We start from the raw sequence: 19,517 nt of genomic DNA, 5'->3' as shown, positions 1-19,517 counted from the left end.
AGAGAGGTCCGGATGTATCCGGTGTTTTACAAATTGCCGCTAACCCATTGATTTGCCGGACTAGGTTTGAACTGTTTTAAGGCGTAACCAGTTGAAAAGTCCCAAATAATTTATTCCCCTATGGGACGCCATTTGATTTTTCGCAGTTTTCTGCGGGTTCCAATGGGTAAAGAGCACAATCCTGATTTACCAAAGTATTGATTTTGAGCCATTCCTGAGCCAATCAGGAAATTATGGCTCTTTGGTATCAGGGGCTTCGCATGAGTGAATCAGAAAGATCAGGCATCGACCCGGCCACAGGTAAACCGCTCCCAAAAGGGGTCTGGTACCGCGGCGCAGGTCAGTATCAGGCCCGCAAGATGGTCGATGGCAAACGCCTGAGAAAGACCTTCGCATCCTCAGCGCTGGCTCGTCGCTGGCTCACTGAAAAACGCGCTGAAGTCGATCTGCGGCAATTCAAGGACACATCGTCCCTCGACAAGACGCCTCTCAGACGACTGGTGGAACGCTACCGCGACGAGTGCATGGCCCATCGCCAGGCGGACCGTACGGGCCACATCCCTGCCCTGCTCGATGACCCTGTCGTCAATGTCATGGTGAGTAAATGGCAGCCCGCTGACGTCCGGGCTTTTCGGGATCGTATGCTGTCCGACGGTTATGCGCCAGCGACCGTGGTAAAGCGGCTCAATCTTCTCGCAAGCATCATTCAGCACGCGATCAGTGAATGGGATATCCACACGGTCAATCATGCCTCCGGTAGAGTTGTTAAACGACCGCAAGGTGCTGACAGGAAGCGTAACAGGCGTTTGGCCATGCTAGACAATGACAACACTCACCAGAGTGAGTATGACCGCCTTGTGAAGGTTGTTTCGACCTCTGAGCATGCTGACGATATATGGCTCGTCAAATGGTCGATAGAACAAGCCTGTCGTTTATCGGAGTCTGTTTCTCTCTGCTGGAAAGACATCGATTTCCGCAGTCGTACGATTTCGCTTGCCCGGGTGAAGAGCGAGCGACACAGGGAGGAGCTTGGCCCTGAGAAACGCCCGCTCACACCTGGTGCACGACGCCTTCTCGTCGAGAAACTCGGGCAGATGCCGCACAGGCCGGAGCCGCATGAGAAAATCTTCGATATCGGCAATGAGAAGGCGTTCTCCGTCCGTTTTGGCCGGATGACAAAACGGGCGGGCCTGACAAACCTCACCTTCCACGATCTGCGCCACGAGGCGACATCGCGTCTCGCGCGCTATCTCAATAATCCGCTCGATCTGATGCGGGTAACCGGACATCGCGATCTGAAATCGCTCGACCGTTACTACCAGCCCATAATGCAGGAACTTGCAGATAAGATTGAGGCTAATGAGCCGACGTCTGTCGAACAGGCATGACCTCCTCCTCCATATCTACTTCCGATAACCTATTTCGATTATCGGAAGTAGGGTCGAAGGGCGGAAAGCGGTAGCGGATGGGCCAGAAAGCCTGCCTCGGAGACGTGTTTTTGATGCGGCGCAGATTGTCTGTCTGCCTATACAGCTGCGACCCAATGAGGGATGTCAGCTTTCGCCTACAAAAGAACACGGGACGGCCGTCTTTTCAACTACAAAGCAGACATGGTGCGAGATCGTTAATCTGATCTCGCAATTTCAGCCCGATTAGCATGCACTGTGCATGTGCCTCTTTGGAATTTTGGCTCTACAATTTGATAAGAAAGCGAAGTATACTGTAATATCAGACCGCATAATTGGATGAAAAAGGAATAAATTTATGGACCAGTCGGAAAAGCATAGAATTTTGAAATGGCTTAAGGAAAAAATAAAAGAAGATAACCGGACTGATGCTGATAAAAAGAGTCAAGAATTCTTATTTGCGGAGAAATTAAGGAGAGCTAGATTCAAAACTAAATCTGCATGTATGCACACAGGGTGCTCGGAAACTGCGGTAAGGTCTCATATCTTTCAAAAAGAAACAATCATGCGAGACATTTCCAAAAATGGGAAGACGATCGGACCAATGTTCGATGTGAAAGCAGAAAAAGTGGTTGTCAAAGAACATGGAGTAGGAACGCAATCAACGTTTTCAGGCTTCTGTAAAGAACACGAAAAAATTTTTGATGGTTTTGAAAGTCGTGGTTTTTTGGTAGAGAAAATAGATTTCACGCTTCAGGCATATAGAAGCGTATGCAGAGAAATATCTATTTTAGAAAATCTATGCGCGGCATTCGCCGAATCGTCGCAAGAAGTAAAAAACAAAACAAAACAAAACAAAACATCATTACTGATTTCGAGGATGATTTTAATCCGGACGAAACTACAAAAGAATTTTTTAGTGCTGAGATTGATAAAATAAAGTTCCACATTGAAGATGCGTCGGATATACAAGTAAAAAAGTACGATCGACTTATTGATAAACTAAGAATTATATCTCAAAAACTTTATAGATTCAATTCGGGTAAGTCGCATAAGAACCTTATCAAAGGGCTTATCTTTATTAGAAAGACAATAAAAACACCTTTGCCTTTAGCGGTATCTGGCCATATGAGCTGGAAAAAATCAGATAACGATTTTGGCGTTTTCTTTATGGTTTCTTTCCCAAACGATAACAATCAAGAAGTTATTTTTTTATCCTTATCATCGGATGCAGCTTATTTGTACGGACATCTAGATAATATTATTTCCGACGATCAGATTGTGTCTTTTATTGAGAAATTCACTGTAAGCCAAACCGATTTGTGGTTTCTTCATCCAGATTACTATCTTTCACTTGGAAAAGAGCCGCGTGATTTATTGGATAAAATAGTCGGAGAATCTGCGTTTGATCACGACGTCAATAAAGATTGTAGAGTATTCGGCTTTCCAATCACAAATTAAATGAAAAATTTTCAAGACGTAGACGAACCGTTCTGCTCAAAACCGGACGTTCGGCTCTCTCCCCATTCCGGACAATGAGTTCCGGTGTGGCTTCCTATGCGCTGACCTACTTCGGGTAGATTATATTATCGGAAGTAGGTAGGTTGCGCGTGAAACGGCAGTTGATGGGCTAGGAAGCCCGCCTTAGAGGCACAATTTCGATGCGGCGCAGATCGGCTGTCTGCCTGTATGACCGCGCTTAAGCTAGGATGTCAGCTTTCGCCTACATCTAGGACGCATGGGGCGTGGCTCAGCGCCTCCCAGAAGCAGACGTCGCCCGTTGCACGCGACGATGAGTCAGATGTAGACCCGTCTGTTCGGACAGTTTTGTGGGCTTGATAAGCTATATTCGGTTGTTGTCATGCCGCCATTCTGACGGCGTGGCTGTTGCTATTGACCATCAGGTCCGGGGTTAACCCCGGACCTGATGGTGTCGATGCGTCATGATACGCCTCATCGGGCGTTCGTCCACCCAGTACCGAATGCGGACGATGCCCATTATAGTGAGCGATCCACCCGGTAAGCCCGGCCCGCAGCTCCGAACCGCTCTCGAATGCGTGGAGATAGACGCATTCGTATTTCAGAGAACGCCACAGGCGCTCGATGAACACGTTGTCCAACCAGCGTCCCCGTCCGTCCATGCTGATGCGGATCAGGCGCGCTTCCAGCACCTCCGTGAACCGGGGCGTCGTGAATTCGAGCCCTGGTCCGTGTTGAAGATCTCCGGCGCGCCATACCGGATCAGGGCCTCCTGCAGCGCTTCGATACAGAATTCTGAATCCATAGTGTTCGACAACCGCCACGACAAAACCTCGCGCGTCGACCAGTCCATGATCGACACGAGGTAGAGGAAGCCCTTGCGCATTGGAATATAGGTGATGTCCGAGCACCAGACCTGATTGGGCCGATCGCTCACGAGATCCCGCAGCAGACAGGGATATTTCCGATGCGCCGGATGTGGCACGGTCGTGCGCGGCCTCTGATAGATCGCCCGCAGCCTCATGACTGTCATGAGCCGGCGGACACGCTTGCGTCCGACATCATGGCCGAGCCGCCGAAGGTGCCGCGTCATCTGCCGCGACCCGTAATACGGTGTCTCCAGGAACTGCGCGTCGATCGGCCGCATCAGGTCGATCATTTGCCGCCTCTGATCACGCCCAACCGAATAGAGGCATCCCGCAAAAAATCTCGTTCCACCAGAAGCTGACCGATCTTGGCATGCAGCTTCTCCTTGTCAGCCGGGCTGGCTGTCGACTCCGGTGCCGTCTTGCCGGAGAAAATACCTGCCATCCCCTCAATCGCCTGGCGCTTCCATTGGGCGATCATCGTCTGATGCACACCGTGCTTCGACGCCAGTTCCGCCAGCGTCTGCTCGCCCCGGATCGCCTCCAGCGCCACCCGAAACTTGAACTCGCCCGAATACCTCTTCCGCGTAACCTTACCCATAAACCCGTCCTCTCTCAGGCCGGTCTATACCTTATGCCCCTGTCTGAAAAACGGGGACCACTTCTGTTGAGAGCGTTTCCCGAAAGACGACATCAAACATCCGACACTCTGCCGACAAAGACGGATAGCGGACTTGTACATGCATTTTACCAGGTCGAGGTTCGTATCTCACCAAGCGTGCCATGCGGGATACCGATGAGAACTACGTCTACTCCATAGCCCTCTATACCATTCCTTGAGCCGTTGCCTACACTGAGCGTCGTGCTGCAACGACCACGTTTGGACTGGCCTACCCAGAATTCGACTGCTATCGTCTCAAAGAATAGCGAGGATGACGATGGAAGAAGCACCTGAGCAGGCGATGACTGTGCGGGGCGTGGCAGCCTATCTGAACGTCGACGAGAAAACGATTTACCGACTAGCCAAGCGCGGTGATCTGCCGGGGTTCAAAGTGGCCGGCGCGTGGCGCTTCAAGAGATCGGATCTCGATGGTTGGATCGACCTGCAGAAAAAAGCTGCCCAAAAGAGTGTTCGAGGGGAAACGAGTGAGCGATTTGAACATCAGTAATTTCATCTGGAATATCGCGGACGATGTTCTGCGCGATGTATATGTTCGAGGTAAGTATCGCGATGTTATCCTGCCAATGACAGTAATTCGCCGGCTCGACGCTGTCCTTGAACCGACCAAGGATGCGGTTCTAGCCATGAAGGCGCAGTTGGACAAAGCTGGTATCGCCAACCAGCATGCGGCGCTTTGCCAAGCGTCGGGAGAAGCCTTCTACAACACATCGCAGTTCCGGCTTCGCGACCTCACGTCTCGCGCACGCCGCCAGCAGCTGAAGTCGGACTTCGAGGCCTACCTCGACGGCTTCTCCCCGAATGTTCAGGAAGTGCTCGACAAGTTCAAGTTCCGCAATCAGATCCCAACGCTTGTCGAAGCGGACGCGCTCGGGTTCCTGATCGAAAAGTTCCTCGACCCATCGGTTAATCTCAGCCCTAAGCCCGTGCTGCACCAAAACGGAAGTGTGCGTCTGCCCGGGCTCGACAACCACTCAATGGGAACAATCTTCGAGGAGCTTATCAGGCGGTTTAACGAAGAGAACAACGAGGAGGCCGGAGAGCACTTCACGCCTCGCGACGTGGTCGAGCTCATGGCGTACCTGATCTTCATGCCGATCACGGATGAAATTCAGTCAGGCACCTATCTCGTCTACGATGGTGCCTGCGGCACGGGAGGCATGCTGACGGTCGCGGAAGAGACGCTGATCAAGTTAGCGACCGACCACGGGAAAGAGGTGTCGGTCCACCTCTACGGACAGGAGGTCAATCCCGAGACATTCGCCATCAGCAAGGCGGACCTCATCCTTAAAGGTGAAGGGGCCGAAGCCGAGAACATGAAGTATGGCTCGACGCTCTCCAGCGATGCATTCCCATCGAGTGAGTTCGATTTCATGCTTTCGAACCCTCCTTACGGCAAGAGCTGGAAATCCGATCTCGACCGGCTCGGCGGCAAGAAGGACATCACCGACCCCCGCTTTGTGATCGAGCACGATGGCGATCCCGAGTACAGCCTGATCACGCGCTCCAGCGATGGCCAGATGGTGTTTCTAGCCAACATGCTGAGCAAGATGAAGAAGGCCACCAAGGTCGGCAGCCGGATCGCCGAGGTCCACAATGGCTCATCTCTGTTCACGGGCGATGCGGGATCGGGTGAGAGCAATGTGCGGCGCTGGGTCATCGAGAATGATTGGCTTGAGGCCATCATCGCGCTGCCGCTAAACATTTTCTACAACACTGGTATCGCGACTTACATTTGGGTGCTCAGCAATCGCAAGGCAGAGTCCCGCAAGGGCAAGGTCCAGCTGATTGATGCGACGGCATGGTTCAAACCTCTGCGGAAAAACCTCGGTAAGAAGAACTGCATTCTCGGGCCGGATGGCATTAAGCGCATCTGCGACAGCTTCCTCAACAGCGAGGAAAGCGAGCAGTCGAAGATCTTCCCCAACGCGGCGTTCGGTTACTGGAAGGTGACGGTCGAGCGGCCCTTGCGCTTAAAGGTCGAACTGTCCGCGATCTCGCAGCGTCGCCTCGCAAAGACGTGCGCGGAGGCTGCTGAAGAGCCCCTCATTGACGTTGTGGAAGCGGTGGCTGAGCAGCTTGGCGAAGGCCCCCATCTCGATTTCAACCGCTTCCTTGAAGAAGTCGAAGCTGTGGCGTGCAAGCGCGGCGTCCGTATGACAGCCAAGCGCCAGAAGCTCCTGATGGCAGGATTGGGCATAAAAGATTCCGGGGCGAAACCGGTCATCAAGAAGGTGTCCAAGATCAAGCCGGGCGCCGATGAGGACTCTGATGCGCTTCACGGCAACTATCATCTGACCGTCGGTGGCAAACCGGCGATCGTCGAATTCGAACCGGACACGGAGTTGAGGGACACCGAACAGGTGCCGTTTTTAGATGACGGCGGTATCGAGGCGTTCTTCCGTCGCGAAGTTCTGCCTCATGCGGCCGACGCATGGATCGATCCCTCCAAGACGGTCATCGGCTATGAAATTTCCTTCACGCGGCACTTCTACAAGCCGCAGCCGCTGCGGACGCTCCAAGAGATCGAGGCCGACATCCGGGCTCTTGAGCAGGAAACCGAAGGCCTTCTTGAAGACGTGTTAACGGGAGGCCACTGAGCATGGCTACCCAACGGTACTCAGTCACCCCCCATCCGATCGAAACCCTGCTTATCTGGGTGAAGTCGGGCGAGATCGCGATACCGGAAATCCAGCGCCCCTTCGTTTGGGGTGCTACCAAGGTCCGCAACCTTCTGGACTCGCTCTATCAGGGCTATCCTGTCGGCTATCTGATCGCCTGGCGGAACCCGTCGGTAAGGCTGAAAGATGGTTCCACATCCTCGGGTAAGCGCATTTTGATCGACGGGCAACAGCGCGTCACCGCGCTCATGGCCGCATTGCTCGGCCAGGAGGTGCTGACCAAGGATTACGAGACCGTACGCATACGAATCGCATTCCACCCGGTCGAGGAGCGCTTCGAGGTTTCGAACCCGGCCATCCATAAGGACGCCTCGTGGATCCCCGACCTGGCAACGGTCTTCGCGCCTGATGCCAGCCTGACCAAGCTTACGCGCGAATATACAGCGCGCAATCCGGACGCTGATCAAGACCAGATTTCATTAGTGCTGGAAAAGGTCCGCAAGATCATCAACAATCAGGTCGGCATCATCGAGCTGGCCGAAGATCTCGACATCGAGACGGTCACCGAGATCTTCATCCGGGTGAATTCGGCCGGGGCATCGCTCAGTCAGGCCGATTTTGCCATGTCGAAAATCGCGGCGAACGACACCTATGGCGGCAACATGCTGCGCAAGGCGATCGACTATTTCTGCCACCTCGCCGTCGCGCCCGAATTCCTGCCTCGCATCGAGAAGGGCGACAAGGCATTCGCCGCTTCCGAGTTCCTGCCGAAGATGCGTTGGCTGAAGGACGTGAGCGACGACCTCTACGATCCGTCCTACACCGATATGCTGCGCGTGGCGTTCACGTCGGAGTTCCGCAGGGGCAAGTTGCAGGATTTGGTCGCCCTGCTGTCGGGACGTAACTTCGAGACGAAGCAATACGAGGAAGTGGTCGCCGAGGAGGCCTTCGACAAGCTGAAGGCCGGTGTCCTCAACTTCATCAATAAGACCCACTTTGACAGGCTCACGATGATCCTGCGCTCGGCCGGGTTCGTCACCTCCGGCCTGATCCGCAGCCAGAACGCCATCAACTTTGCTTACATCCTCTACCTTCGTGGCCGCGCCGAAGGCGTGCCGGCCGCCGACATCGAGCGGCTCGTTCGGCGCTGGTACGTCATGTCGCTCCTGCGCGGGCGTTATTCGGGCAGTCCCGAAACGGCCTTCGATTTCGATATCCGTCAGATCGAGTCCCGAGGCCTGGCCTCATACACCGATGCGGTGATCGACGCGGAGCTGCCCGAAAGCTTCTGGAACACTCTGCTGCCGCAGGAGATGGATACATCGTCCGCTTCTAGTCCCTACTTCCTTGTCTATCGGGCAGCCCAGGTGAAGCTCGGCGACCTTGGGTTCCTGTCGCGTGACATCACCGTGCGTGACCTGCTGTTGAACCGGAGCGACGTGCATCACGTTTATCCGCGTAATCACCTCAAGGGCCAGGGGCTTACGCGCGGCCGCTACAACCAGATCGCCAACTTCGTCCTGGCCCAGAGCGAGATCAACATCGGCATCGGTGACCGCGACCCGAAGACTTACTTCGCTGAGCTGGCGGACCAGTGCAACGGCGGCGCCAAGAAGTATGGTGGCATCACGACGATTGAGGAGTTGCGGGCCAATCTGCGGATGAGTTGCTTGCCGGAGTGCATGCTGGACGGAGAGATCCCATCCTTCGATGACTTCCTGGAACAGCGACGCAAGTTGATGGCCCAAAAAATCAAAACCTACTTCAAGGGGCTTTGAAATGCCGTCACGGACACGCAACGCAAACGGAGAGACGAGACATGGCTGAACGGGACGACCTTCTCGCGTCGATAGTCGCGACGACTGCCGATTATCGTGAGGGTGATCTAGCGGCGCCGACACCGGAGCATGTCGAGCGCTGGATCAACCAATTTGACCCCGCGGTGCAGCTCCCGATCCTACGCGAGATGGACCATGTCCTCAAGCAGACCTACTTTTCGCGCAAAAGGACGAAAAAGTTCCTAGCCGGGTTGTTCCAGACCGAAAAGCTCGTCGGCGATGATCCATGCACCTACTGGAAGGGCGTGAAGTTTCTGGACATTCAGGGCGGCGGCGCCAGCCAGAAGGAGATGCTCGCGCTGTTCAGCAAGGTGCTGGAGGAAAAGTGCGGTTTCGCCGCTATAGATTGTGGTACTGCACCACACGCCTTCGTCTATCTGGACGACGCCATCTTCACCGGGAACCGCGTCCGGCGCGATCTCGAAACGTGGATCGCAAACGAGGCTCCAGCCGAGGCGAAAGTGCACGTTATCACCATCGCGCTGCATAGCGGCGGACAGCATTACGCCAACGGCAAAATTAAGGAGGCCGCAACAGCTTCTGGTAAGAAAGTCGACCTAACCTGGTGGCGTGCGATCGAGCTGGAAGACCGAAAGGCCCACACCACAACTTCCGACGTCCTGCGACCAGTCGCGATCCCAGACGACGAGGGTGTCAAAGCCTACGTCGCTGCGATGCGCTATGCCCCCAACCTGCGCACCGCAGGCAATGTCGGCGGGAATGGCATCTTCTCCAGCGACATTGGTCGCCAGCTCTTGGAAAATGAATTTCTGAAGGCTGGCGTTCGCATCCGACAGATGTGCCCTCACCTCAATCAATATCAGCGCCCGTTGGGCAACATGATCCTCGACACGCTCGGCTTCGGCTCGCTGATCGTCACCTTCAGGAATTGCCCGAACAACGCGCCTCTAGCTTTCTGGGCGGGCGATCCCTGGCATCCGCTGTTCCCGCGGACGACCAACAGCGACACATCGATGAAGCGCTTCATGGCGATGTTGGCGAAGGACGTTTTCTGATGTCTCAAGCCAGCCAGGTTCGCACATATGACCGTGCCGCCAGCGTCGTCTTCCTCAAGACGAACGAGCGGTTCGGTGGTCTGTCGAACATGGCGCCGGGATTTCCGCTTCGCGTAAACGGCATCCGCATCCGCACGTCGGAAGCGCTCTATCAGGCATGCCGCTTCCCACACATGCCCGAGGTGCAGCAGCTCATCGTCGGTGAAAACAGCCCGATGACAGCAAAGATGCGCAGCAAGCCGTTTCGGCGGGGCTCCCGGCACGACTGGGACTTTGTGCGGGTCAAGATTATGCGGTGGTGCCTGCGCGTGAAGCTAGCGCAGAACTGGCGTGAGTTCGGCAGGCTGCTCCTGGCGACCGGGGAACGCCCCATCGTCGAGCAATCCCGTAAAGACGACTTCTGGGGCGCGCAGGTTGCCGACGATGGCACACTCGTCGGTATGAACGTGCTCGGGCGGCTGCTGATGGAACTGCGCGAGCAGCTGAAGGGCGACGAGGCGGAGAGCCTGCGGTTCATAGCGCCGCTGACGATCTCAGAGTTTCTGCTGTTCGGCCAGCCCATCGAGGCGGTCCAGGCCGCGCCCAATGCCGAGATCCCCGGCTGGACTCGTCGGCGGCCATCCCAGGTCGACGCCGTCCAGCCGCGGCCAAGCGATCCCCAGTCTTCCCTATTTGAGCAGCCAATGATTACCGACACCAAGCCCGCAGATTCCAATCCTCACGTCAAAGCTGCGAGCGGCCGGATGGCCCCGGCGCCTTTTCCTCAGTATCGGGAGAGTGGTCTTCCTTGGCTGGGCGAGATCCCTGCGCATTGGGATGTCCGTCGCAATGGCCGCCTGTTCGCTGAGCGTGTTGAGACCGGCTTCGAGGAATTGCCGATACTCGAAGTTTCTCTGCGCACGGGCGTTCGCGTTCGCGACATGGAGAACGGCACGCGCAAGCAGCAGATGACGGATCGCAGCAAGTATAAGCGGGCGGCCAAGGGTGACATCGCATACAACATGATGAGGATGTGGCAAGGCGCAGTGGGCGTCGCTCCCGCCGATGGCCTCATCAGCCCCGCCTACGTTGTCGCTCGTCCATTCCCTGAGGTCGAGCCGCGCTACTACGCGTACCTGTTCAGAACCGAAGCCTATAAGCGCGAGGTGAACAAGTTCTCGCGGGGCATAGTATCAGACCGCAATCGGCTCTACTGGGACGAGTTCAAGCAGATGCCGTCTGCTTTTCCTCCGACCGAGGAACAGACACGGATTGCCGATTTCCTTGATGTGCATGGCCGCTTGACGACCCGTCTGGCCCGCAACAAGCGGCGGCTGATCGGGCTGTTGAACGAGCGGAAGCAGACGATTATCGACTGGGTGGTCACGCGCGGCCTGAACCCAAACGCCCCGATGAAGCCCACCGGCATCGATGGGATGACTGAGGTTCCTGCGCATTGGGAGGTGCGTAAGCTCAAGCAGGTCGCTTCCTTCAATCCCTCCCGAACCGAGAGCTCAGCAAATTTTGCAGATGGCGATGAAGTTGTTTTCCTGCCGATGGAGAATGTTTCAGCTACAGGTGAGATTGACTGCAGTGCGCGCGGCAAGGTGGCTGATCTTCGAAGCAGTTATACTTATTTCAAGCGGCAAGATGTGGTCGTCGCCAAGATAACGCCGTGCTTCGAGAATGGAAAAGGCGCGTATCTGGGCGCACTTGAAACCGAAATCGGCTTCGGCACCACGGAGTTCGTGGTATTACGAGCAAGCGCAGAAATCGACCCACGCTTCCTGTATCAGATAATAATGCTGCGCGCATTTCGGCGCGATGGCGAAATGGCAATGACCGGAGCAGCAGGTCAGCAACGAGTTCCCTTGAATTTCATGCGCGAGTTCACGCTCGGCCTTCCCGATCTGCCAGAGCAGGAAAGCATTCTCGCCCGCGTGGTCAGCGAGACCAAAAAAATCAACCAGACGATTGAGAAGACGAAGGCGGAGATTTCGCTTGTTCTGGAATACCGCGAGCGCCTGATCGCCGATGTGGTCACCGGCAAGTTGGACGTGCGTCATATCGAGATCGCCGCGTCAGCGGACGAGCCGGTCGTCGACGAGGATGATATGCTTGACAAGGAAATGGAGGCCGACGATGCCGAGGTGATGGAGGGGGCGGATGCCGACAACTGACACTAGCGAGAAAGGTCTCGAAGCCCTCATTGTCTGCTCGCTGATCGACGAGGCCGGTTACGTCGCTGGCGCATCGACGGATTTCGACCAGGACCACGCCGTTGACCGGGCCAAGCTGTTCGACTTCCTGAACGCCACGCAGCCAGAGGTTGTCGAAGCCCTAGGTATAGGTGAAGACGGTCCGAAGCGGCTGCAGTTCCTTCACCGGCTGCAAGGCGAGATCGCCAAGCGCGGGGTCATCGACGTGCTGCGCAACGGTGTGAAGCATGGCCCCGGCTCGGTCGAGTTGTTCTTCGGCACGCCGACCCCCGGCAACGCCAAGGCCGAGGAGCTATTCGCCGCCAACGTGTTCAGCGTCACCCGGCAGCTGCACTATTCCAAGAATGCGACCAAGCTATCACTCGACGCGGCGCTGTTCATCAACGGCCTGCCCGTCGCCACCTTCGAGTTGAAGAACAGCCTGACCAAGCAGACGGTCGAGGACGCAATCGAGCAGTACAAGCGCGACCGCGACCCCAAGGAACTGCTGTTCCAGTTCGGCCGCTGCGTCATCCATTTCGCGGTGGACGACCACGAGGTGCGGATGTGCAGCCACCTGAAGGGGAAGGCTTCCTGGTTCCTTCCCTTCAACAAGGGCTGGAATGACGGCGCGGGCAACCCGCCGAACCCGCATGGCCTGAAGACCGATTACCTTTGGAAGCAGGTTCTAACGAAGCGCAAACTCACCGACATCCTGGAAAACTATTCGCAGTTGGTGGAGGAGACGGATGAGCGCGGAAAGAAGAAGCCGCCGAAGCAGATTTTCCCGCGCTTTCACCAGCTCGACGTCGTGCGTAAGCTTTTGGCTGACGCCGAGGCTTCCGGCGTCGGGCGGCGGTACCTGATCCAGCACTCGGCAGGTTCGGGCAAGAGCAACTCGATTGCCTGGCTCGGCCACCAGCTGATCGGGCTGGAGGCCGGCGACAAGCCGACCTTCGACACCGTTATCGTTGTCACTGACAGGCGCAATCTCGACAAACAGATCCGCGACACGATCAAGCAGTTCGCGCAGGTATCGTCCATTGTCGGCGCGGTAACAGAGGGGTCGCAACAGCTTCGGACGTTCCTTCAGCAGGGCAAGAAGATCATCATCACCACGGTGCAGAAATTCCCCTTCATCTTGGACGAAATCGGGGACAGCCATCGCGGACGAACCTTCGCCATCATCATCGACGAGGCGCATTCCAGCCAGGGCGGCCGGACTTCAGCCAAGATGAACATCGCGCTTGCCGCGAATGGCGCCGAGGAGGAATACGAGACCCTCGAGGACACCGTCAACCGGCTGATGGAAGCGCGGAAGGTGCTGCCGAACGCGAGCTATTTTGCCTTCACCGCCACGCCCAAGAACAAGACGCTGGAGATCTTCGGCACGGCAGTTCCTGAGGGCGGGAAGGTCAGGCACGTCCCCTTCCACAATTATTCGATGAAGCAGGCCATCGAAGAGGGCTTCATCCTCGACGTGCTGAAGCATTACACGCCGGTCGAGAGCTACTACCGGCTCATGAAGACGGTGGAGGACGACCCGCAGTTCGACGCCAAACGGGCGCAAAAGAAGCTCCGGCGCTATGTCGAATCCCATGACCATGCCATCCGCAAGAAAGCTGAGATCATGGTCGACCACTTCCACGACCAGGTGAGGGCTCGCCGCAAAATCGGCGGGGCCGCGCGCGCCATGGTGGTGACCAGCGGAATTCATCGGGCCATCCAATATTTTCACGCGTTCGGGGACTATCTGAAGGAGCGCAAGAGCCCCTATCAGGCCATCGTCGCCTTCTCGGGCGAGCACGAATATGGCGGTCAGAAGGTGACCGAGGCGTCGCTCAACGACTTTCCTAGCAACAAGATCGAGGAGTTGATCCAGAAGGACCCGTATCGGTTCCTCATCGTCGCCGACAAGTTCCAGACCGGCTATGATGAGCCGCTTCTGCACACGATGTACGTGGACAAAACGCTGTCCGGCATCAAGGCCGTGCAGACGTTGTCGCGCTTGAACCGGGCACATCCGCACAAGCACGACACCTTCGTGCTGGATTTCATGAACGATGTGGACAGCATCAAGGCGTCGTTCGAGGATTATTACCGCACGACGATCCTGAGCGAGGAGACCGACCCGAACAAGCTGCACGACCTGAAAGCGAGGCTCGACGGCTACCAGGTCTATTCCTGGGAGCAGGTGGAGGACCTCGTGGCGCTTTATCTCGGTGGCGCCGACCGCGACAAGCTCGACCCCATCCTCGACGCGTGCGTCGCGGTCTACAAAGCCGATCTCGATGAGGATGGGCAGGTCGACTTCAAGGGCAAGGCAAAGGCTTTCACGCGCACCTACGGATTCCTCGCGACAATCCTGCCCTACACGAATGCTGAGTGGGAGAAGCTCTCAATTTTCCTGAACTTCCTGACGTCGAAACTGCCCGCTCCGGAGGAGCAGGACCTGTCGAAGGGCATTCTGGAGGCCATCGACATGGACAGCTACCGAGTCGAGGCGCAGGCGACAATGGCGATTGCGCTTCCAAATGCCGACTCGGAAATCGGACCTGTGCCGTTGGGCGGAGGCGGTCGCAAGCCTGAGCCGGAATTGGACATGCTCAGCAACATCCTCAAGACGTTCAACGAGATGTTCGGCAACATCGACTGGAAGGACGCCGATAAGATCGGGAAGGTGATAGCTGAGGAGTTGCCATCGAAGGTCGCAGCCGACAAGGCCTATCAAAACGCGATGCAGAATTCTGACAAGCAGAACGCTCGCATTGAGCACGACAAGGCACTGGAGCGCGCGGTCATCGAACTGCTTTCAGATCACACTGAACTTTTCAAGCAGTTCAGCGATAATCCGTCGTTCAAGAAATGGCTCTCGGAGATGATCTTCGCAGCGACATACCTCGATAACGGCGTGCCTGCCGGCCATTGATTCCCCTATCCTAAGGCCAGCATATGTATACCCCTACAGGATAGTCTCAACAGCATATGCGGCAATCGGCGGCGATTGGCGTGCCCAGAGCTATACTGGAGTGGTGAGAAAATAGCGGACCATGGGGGATTCGAACGCTTATGTTGGCTGATGCCTGACTGTTTTATGCGCAAATGTCGGCTTTATAGTAAGTCTCATGGGTTACTTGAACGACCGGAGTGGGGTGAAACCCTTCGCGAGGGTCACCCATGTGAATGTTCGGTTTTACCGATTGCCCTACACAAAGCTGCCCTTCCGTTTACCCCCAATAGCCGCCCCCTCGCACCAAACCTACCGCCCCTAGCCACGTTTTCTGTCCCGGAACCGGTCATTATTGTGCCGGTGTCAATCGAACCGGCCGGGTGACCCGGTCGTCCGTCCCGGAACCTCCGTTTCCGGAACGCCTTCCCCCGCAGGAAACCGCGCGCCAGATCGTGGTTTTCGAGACAGCCATGATCTGCGCAATTTCGTGCAAAGATTTTCCGGCCTTGTGCAATTCGACCACGTGCCTGCGCTGCCTGCCGGTCAGCCGCGCAGGCCGCCCGAGCCGTGACCCGCTACATCGTGCTGCCTCCAGCCCGGCCCGCGTTCGTTCACGGATAATCTCCCGCTCGAACTCCGCAAACCCGGCGAGGATGGTCAGAAAGAGCTGCCCGTTTGCCGTGCCGGTCTCGATCCCGACATCGAGAAGCCTCACGCGCACCTGACGTTCCACAAGACTGCCCACCAGCCCCATCACGTCGAGCATGGTCCGCCCCAGCCGGTCGAGGCGTGCTGCAACGAGACTGTCGCCCGGCTGCAGCTTCGCCAACAGCCCGGACAGACCCGGTCGTGACGCCGCCGGAACCCCGCCCGAGACCGTATCGAGCACGATCTCCCGCACCCCTTCGCGCTCAAGCGCCAGAAGCTGCGGATCATGCGTCTGTTCATCGGTAGAGACGCGTGCATAGCCATACCGTGTCATGAAAACCCCCTCGCTGATTTTGGAACACGGTTTGGAGACGGGACACCCGGCCCGATGCCGTGCCGTCCCGAAACCGACGGATTGTGAACCGGTCATCACAACCGGCCAGGACAAGGTCGAGCCGCCGAAAAGTCAGTCAGAGCAAGGGTTTTGCAAGGTCGGGCTTTCGCTCACCCATAACCCCATGTTTGCCCTGTCGTGGCTTTTGAGGCGGCTTAGACTGACACCTGTCCCGACCCTGTGATGGCCTGCGTCACATCATTCCGGGGGAAACCATGAAACGCGTCATTGCCTGCCTCTTGCTGTCTGCGGCCTCAGCGCCGCTCGCTCAGGCCCAGGATATGGAGGCTTTCCGCCGCAACATGGTCAATGCAGCCAATGCGCTTGGCCAGGGGCACGTCACGGAACCCCCGACTTCTCCTGCGACACAGGATAATGGCGGCGTCGCGCTGACGCAGAAGCTCACCTATCAGAGGATGAGCAATGCAATCGGTCAGGCTTCCATACTCGGTCTTTCGCTCGGCATGTCCGCCCCCGAAGCCACTACCGTGCTGCGCCAGTACTGCCAGACAGAACCAAGCATCCGGACCGAGACGCTACGGACATCGCATAAGGGCGTGGATATCGAGAGCCAGCCCTATCCGGCATCGCTGGCCTGCCAGCGCGGGAGTGACAGGATTGATGTCGCCCTCGCCCCACCGGTCATGGGCGGCGTGGTGACCCGGATTGAGCGCACTGCCTCCTACCCGCCCCTCAATGCGCCCGCATACGATGCCCTCAGGGCCGAACTCACCGCGCATTACGCTGCTCATCTGCCACCGCTGTCGGGCGGAAGTGCCGCCACCGCGCTCTACGCTCTCAAAAGCGGCCCTGTCTTTGAGAAAGCGGATGGCACCGGGATTGATCCTTCGCCCTCGTCAGACCCTCGCGCTGCCACCACACAGGCCTGGCTGCGCATCGCTGTCAGCGTCGTGCCGCAAAACCCGTCCGCCGTGCGCAGCCTGAGCATCACGACCGAGGATATCGGTGCCGAACAGGCCATCACAGCCGAGATCATCCGGCAGCTCAATACAGCCATCGACGCCAAACTCGCGCATGCCACTGCCAAGCCCGCCCTGTGAGGACAGACTGATGAACCATCCCTCCTCCGTGCCCAACGCTGGTAATACCCGTGACGCCAGCTCCGCAGCCCATACACCCACTGATGTACAGCCGAGCGCTGCCAATCGCGGCACAATCATCCGCGTTCCCGACGCCCAGCCGGGCCTTCTCGTGTCCGATGGGAAACAACACGCGTTCACGCTCTCCGGTATCTGGCAGGGACCAGCAGCCCCGGCCCTGAACCAGAAAGTCAGCTTTACCCTGACACCGGAAGGGCGCATCGCGTCCATTCATGTTCTGGGCCGCGATGTCCTGGCCAATGAGACGCTGAGCGCATTCGGTCAGACCCTGCGCAGCAATGGCGGCTCATTGGGAGCTGTGATGTTGCCCTACCTGTGCCAGCAGAGGGACCGCATGACCCTGCCCGGCATGGTCATGTCAGGTGCCTTGCTGCTTGGGTTCTACGTTCTGCCGGAATGGACGCTCGATGCAGGTAACACCATGTTGGGCATGAGGCTCGATTACACGCTGAACCAGTTGCTCGGTGTGCAGACGGGAGGCGCGGACATCACTGTGACGTTCGGCTTCTGGCGCCTGCTCGGCTGTGTCATCACGCTCCTGCCCTGGGTGACACCATGGCTCGGTTCTGCTCGGGCGCGTCTGCTCAATACCCTGCCGCTGCTCCTGCTGTTCGCCATGCCTCTGGTCGTGCATGCACGGCTGAATCATCTTGCAGCCGAGGCAGCCCAGAGCACGGGTCAGCTTCTTGGCGGTTTCGGCGGTAATGCCGCGATGCAACATGATTTGCAGGCCATGGTACAGAAACAGGCGACCGCGCTGATTGATGCGACCTCATGGAATAGCGGCTACTGGATTGCGCTTGCCGCCGCCTGCGGGCTGGCGGGTTTCACGCTGATGCAAAGGCCTCGCCACTGAGGCAACAACAGCTCGGTTGCTCCAGCCGGAGCCTTATTCCTCAAACCTTTCGCGGCTTTCAAAGCGTCCCACACCATGAGGCTCAGGCTGCGGCGCTGGAGGATTGCCCGGCCCGCTGCGGTCCAGCCTCACCCTGCAGCGCTCGATGCACGGTCGCGCGCCCGACATTCATGACGGACGCGATGTCCCGGATAGACAGCCCCTGCGCCGCCAATGCCTTCACGTGCCGGGTCTGCGCCGATGTCAGGGCACGGGGCCGTCCGATGCGACGCCCCGCCGCCCGCGCTGCCGCAATCCCCGCCCGGGTACGTTCGCGAATGAGCTCGCGTTCAAACTCCGCTATCGCCATCAGGATAGTGAGGAACAGGCGGCCATTAGCCGTGCCCGTCTCGATGCCCAGCGAGAGAATGCGCACTCTGATGTCGCGTGCGTCCAGCGCGGAGACAAGCTGCAGCATATCGATTGCATCACGCCCGAGCCTGTCGAGACGCACTACGACAAGACTGTCGTCAGGCTGAAGCCGGTCCAGCAGCGAGGCGAGGACGGGACGCTCTCTGGCAGGCACGGCACCTGACACGGTCTCGACGAAAACCATGTCCAGCTTCTCGGCTTCGAGGGCGGGAAGCTGGGCATCGACACTCTGCATATCGGTCGACACACGGGCATATCCATAGCGCGCCATGACTGCGTTCTCCTTCTCGAGACGACAGATAGCGGCGTTCTTATGTCATAGTCAACGTATTTGGACTCCAAATCATATTTGGACTCCCAACAGACTTATATGGACTCCTTATTTCATACTAAGCACATTAAACCACGCGAAAACCCCCTGCCTTTTTTCAGAAAACCGTCCGGTCGCCTTCCGAAAGCAGCTCATATGATGCAGTATCGGCATCAATATTGCTGCCCTTCTTTCTGTCCCTACCGCCTGTCTCTCTCCCTCTTCTCTTCCATCTCCTGCCCTTACCTATACGGAGCCCTCCATGACGCTTGTTGCTTCACAATGCCGTGCCGCCCGCGCCATGCTGGGGCTCTCGCAGCGTGACCTCGCCAGGATGGCCGAGATGGCGCATCGCACCGTGGCCGATTTCGAGACAAATGCCCGCACACCCCATATCCGCACGCTGCGGGCCATGCGCGAAACGCTCGAAGCCTGCGGGGCAGTGTTCATCCCGGCGGATGAGCAGTTCGGCCCCGGTGTGAGACTGAAGGCCGTCGAGGAACCGAAGACTGCCGCCGATGCTGATACCGCCGAGACTGCCTCACAGGAGACCGGGGCAAGCTGAAGGAAAGCCCCTCGCCGACCGGACGCGATGGATAGCGAGAGAGCGAATTTTCATCAGACGGAAGGTAGAAAATTCCTCTCATTCTGCATGGGGTTTGTCAGAGGCCGCCTGTTCTGTCCGGCATCCGTTCCTGTCCTGTTCTATCATAAGGTCGTGGGTTGGCTCCCCTGAGCCAGCAGT

Annotated in this window: 13 protein-coding genes and 1 pseudogene; 11 read left to right on the top strand and 3 right to left on the bottom strand. The window is 57.3% G+C overall.

Translation table 11 applies throughout. From position 1 onward, the window contains the following. Positions 1-260 precede the first annotated feature (260 nt). Both SSA02_RS04945 and SSA02_RS04940 read left to right on the top strand, forming a co-directional pair. Positions 261-1,388, top strand: a complete 1,128-nt coding sequence (locus SSA02_RS04945; RefSeq protein WP_147092842.1) for a tyrosine-type recombinase/integrase — start codon at positions 261-263, stop codon at positions 1,386-1,388. 819 nt (positions 1,389-2,207) lie between these two features. Beyond that, positions 2,208-2,867 (top strand): hypothetical protein, encoded by a 660-nt coding sequence (locus SSA02_RS04940; protein ID WP_186807681.1) that lies wholly within the window; start codon positions 2,208-2,210, stop codon positions 2,865-2,867. 398 nt (positions 2,868-3,265) lie between these two features. Here SSA02_RS04940 and SSA02_RS04935 read toward each other — a convergent pair. Further along, positions 3,266-4,352: pseudogene (locus SSA02_RS04935) on the bottom strand (IS3 family transposase). Positions 4,353-4,683: 331 nt separating this feature from the next. Between SSA02_RS04935 and SSA02_RS04930 the strand changes: the two are divergent. From SSA02_RS04930 to SSA02_RS04905, 6 genes are read left to right on the top strand one after another with little or no spacing between them, the layout of a single operon-like run. Beyond that, positions 4,684-4,920, top strand: coding sequence for a helix-turn-helix domain-containing protein (locus SSA02_RS04930; RefSeq protein ID WP_246103644.1), 237 nt, complete (start codon positions 4,684-4,686; stop codon positions 4,918-4,920). Further along, on the top strand, positions 4,898-7,030 hold the full coding sequence (locus SSA02_RS04925) for a type I restriction-modification system subunit M (protein ID WP_222591056.1): 2,133 nt from the start codon (positions 4,898-4,900) through the stop codon (positions 7,028-7,030). Before SSA02_RS04930 ends, SSA02_RS04925 begins: the two co-directional genes overlap by 23 nt. A 2-nt stretch (positions 7,031-7,032) precedes the next feature. After that, the gene (locus SSA02_RS04920) at positions 7,033-8,829 is read left to right on the top strand and encodes a GmrSD restriction endonuclease domain-containing protein (RefSeq protein WP_147092839.1); all 1,797 of its coding nucleotides are present in this window, start codon (positions 7,033-7,035) and stop codon (positions 8,827-8,829) included. Positions 8,830-8,870: 41 nt separating this feature from the next. Further along, a complete protein-coding gene (locus tag SSA02_RS04915; protein ID WP_147092838.1) occupies positions 8,871-9,905 on the top strand; it encodes a phosphoribosyltransferase-like protein in 1,035 nt (344 codons plus the stop codon). Then, positions 9,905-12,064 (top strand): NADAR domain-containing protein, encoded by a 2,160-nt coding sequence (locus tag SSA02_RS04910; protein WP_147092837.1) that lies wholly within the window; start codon positions 9,905-9,907, stop codon positions 12,062-12,064. Before SSA02_RS04915 ends, SSA02_RS04910 begins: the two co-directional genes overlap by 1 nt. Continuing rightward, complete coding sequence (locus SSA02_RS04905) at positions 12,051-15,011, top strand: type I restriction endonuclease subunit R (RefSeq protein WP_147092836.1); 2,961 nt, start codon at positions 12,051-12,053, stop codon at positions 15,009-15,011. Before SSA02_RS04910 ends, SSA02_RS04905 begins: the two co-directional genes overlap by 14 nt. Positions 15,012-15,381: 370 nt before the next feature. On the opposite strand, the gene SSA02_RS04900 is transcribed toward SSA02_RS04905, so the two are convergent. Next, entirely contained in the window at positions 15,382-16,014 is a 633-nt protein-coding gene (locus SSA02_RS04900) for a recombinase family protein (protein WP_147092835.1), read from the bottom strand. A 275-nt stretch (positions 16,015-16,289) separates the two neighbouring features. Between SSA02_RS04900 and SSA02_RS04895 the strand changes: the two genes are divergently transcribed. Continuing rightward, positions 16,290-17,135, top strand: a complete 846-nt coding sequence (locus SSA02_RS04895) for a hypothetical protein (protein WP_147092834.1) — start codon at positions 16,290-16,292, stop codon at positions 17,133-17,135. Between the two features lie 10 nt (positions 17,136-17,145). Beyond that, positions 17,146-18,051 carry a hypothetical protein gene (locus SSA02_RS04890; protein WP_147092833.1) on the top strand — a complete coding sequence of 302 codons (906 nt, stop codon included), beginning with the start codon at positions 17,146-17,148 and terminating at the stop codon, positions 18,049-18,051. 82 nt (positions 18,052-18,133) lie between these two features. Here the strand turns inward: SSA02_RS04890 and SSA02_RS04885 are convergent, their stop codons facing one another. Continuing rightward, positions 18,134-18,733 (bottom strand): recombinase family protein, encoded by a 600-nt coding sequence (locus tag SSA02_RS04885; protein ID WP_147092832.1) that lies wholly within the window; start codon positions 18,731-18,733, stop codon positions 18,134-18,136. 301 nt (positions 18,734-19,034) lie between these two features. Between SSA02_RS04885 and SSA02_RS04880 the strand changes: the two genes are divergently transcribed. Continuing rightward, positions 19,035-19,337 (top strand): helix-turn-helix domain-containing protein, encoded by a 303-nt coding sequence (locus SSA02_RS04880; protein ID WP_147092831.1) that lies wholly within the window; start codon positions 19,035-19,037, stop codon positions 19,335-19,337. Positions 19,338-19,517 lie beyond the last annotated feature (180 nt).

Source organism: Swaminathania salitolerans (assembly GCF_007988945.1).
Classification (GTDB): Bacteria; Pseudomonadota; Alphaproteobacteria; order Acetobacterales; family Acetobacteraceae; genus Swaminathania; species Swaminathania salitolerans.
This window is presented reverse-complemented; position numbering and strand designations above follow the sequence as displayed.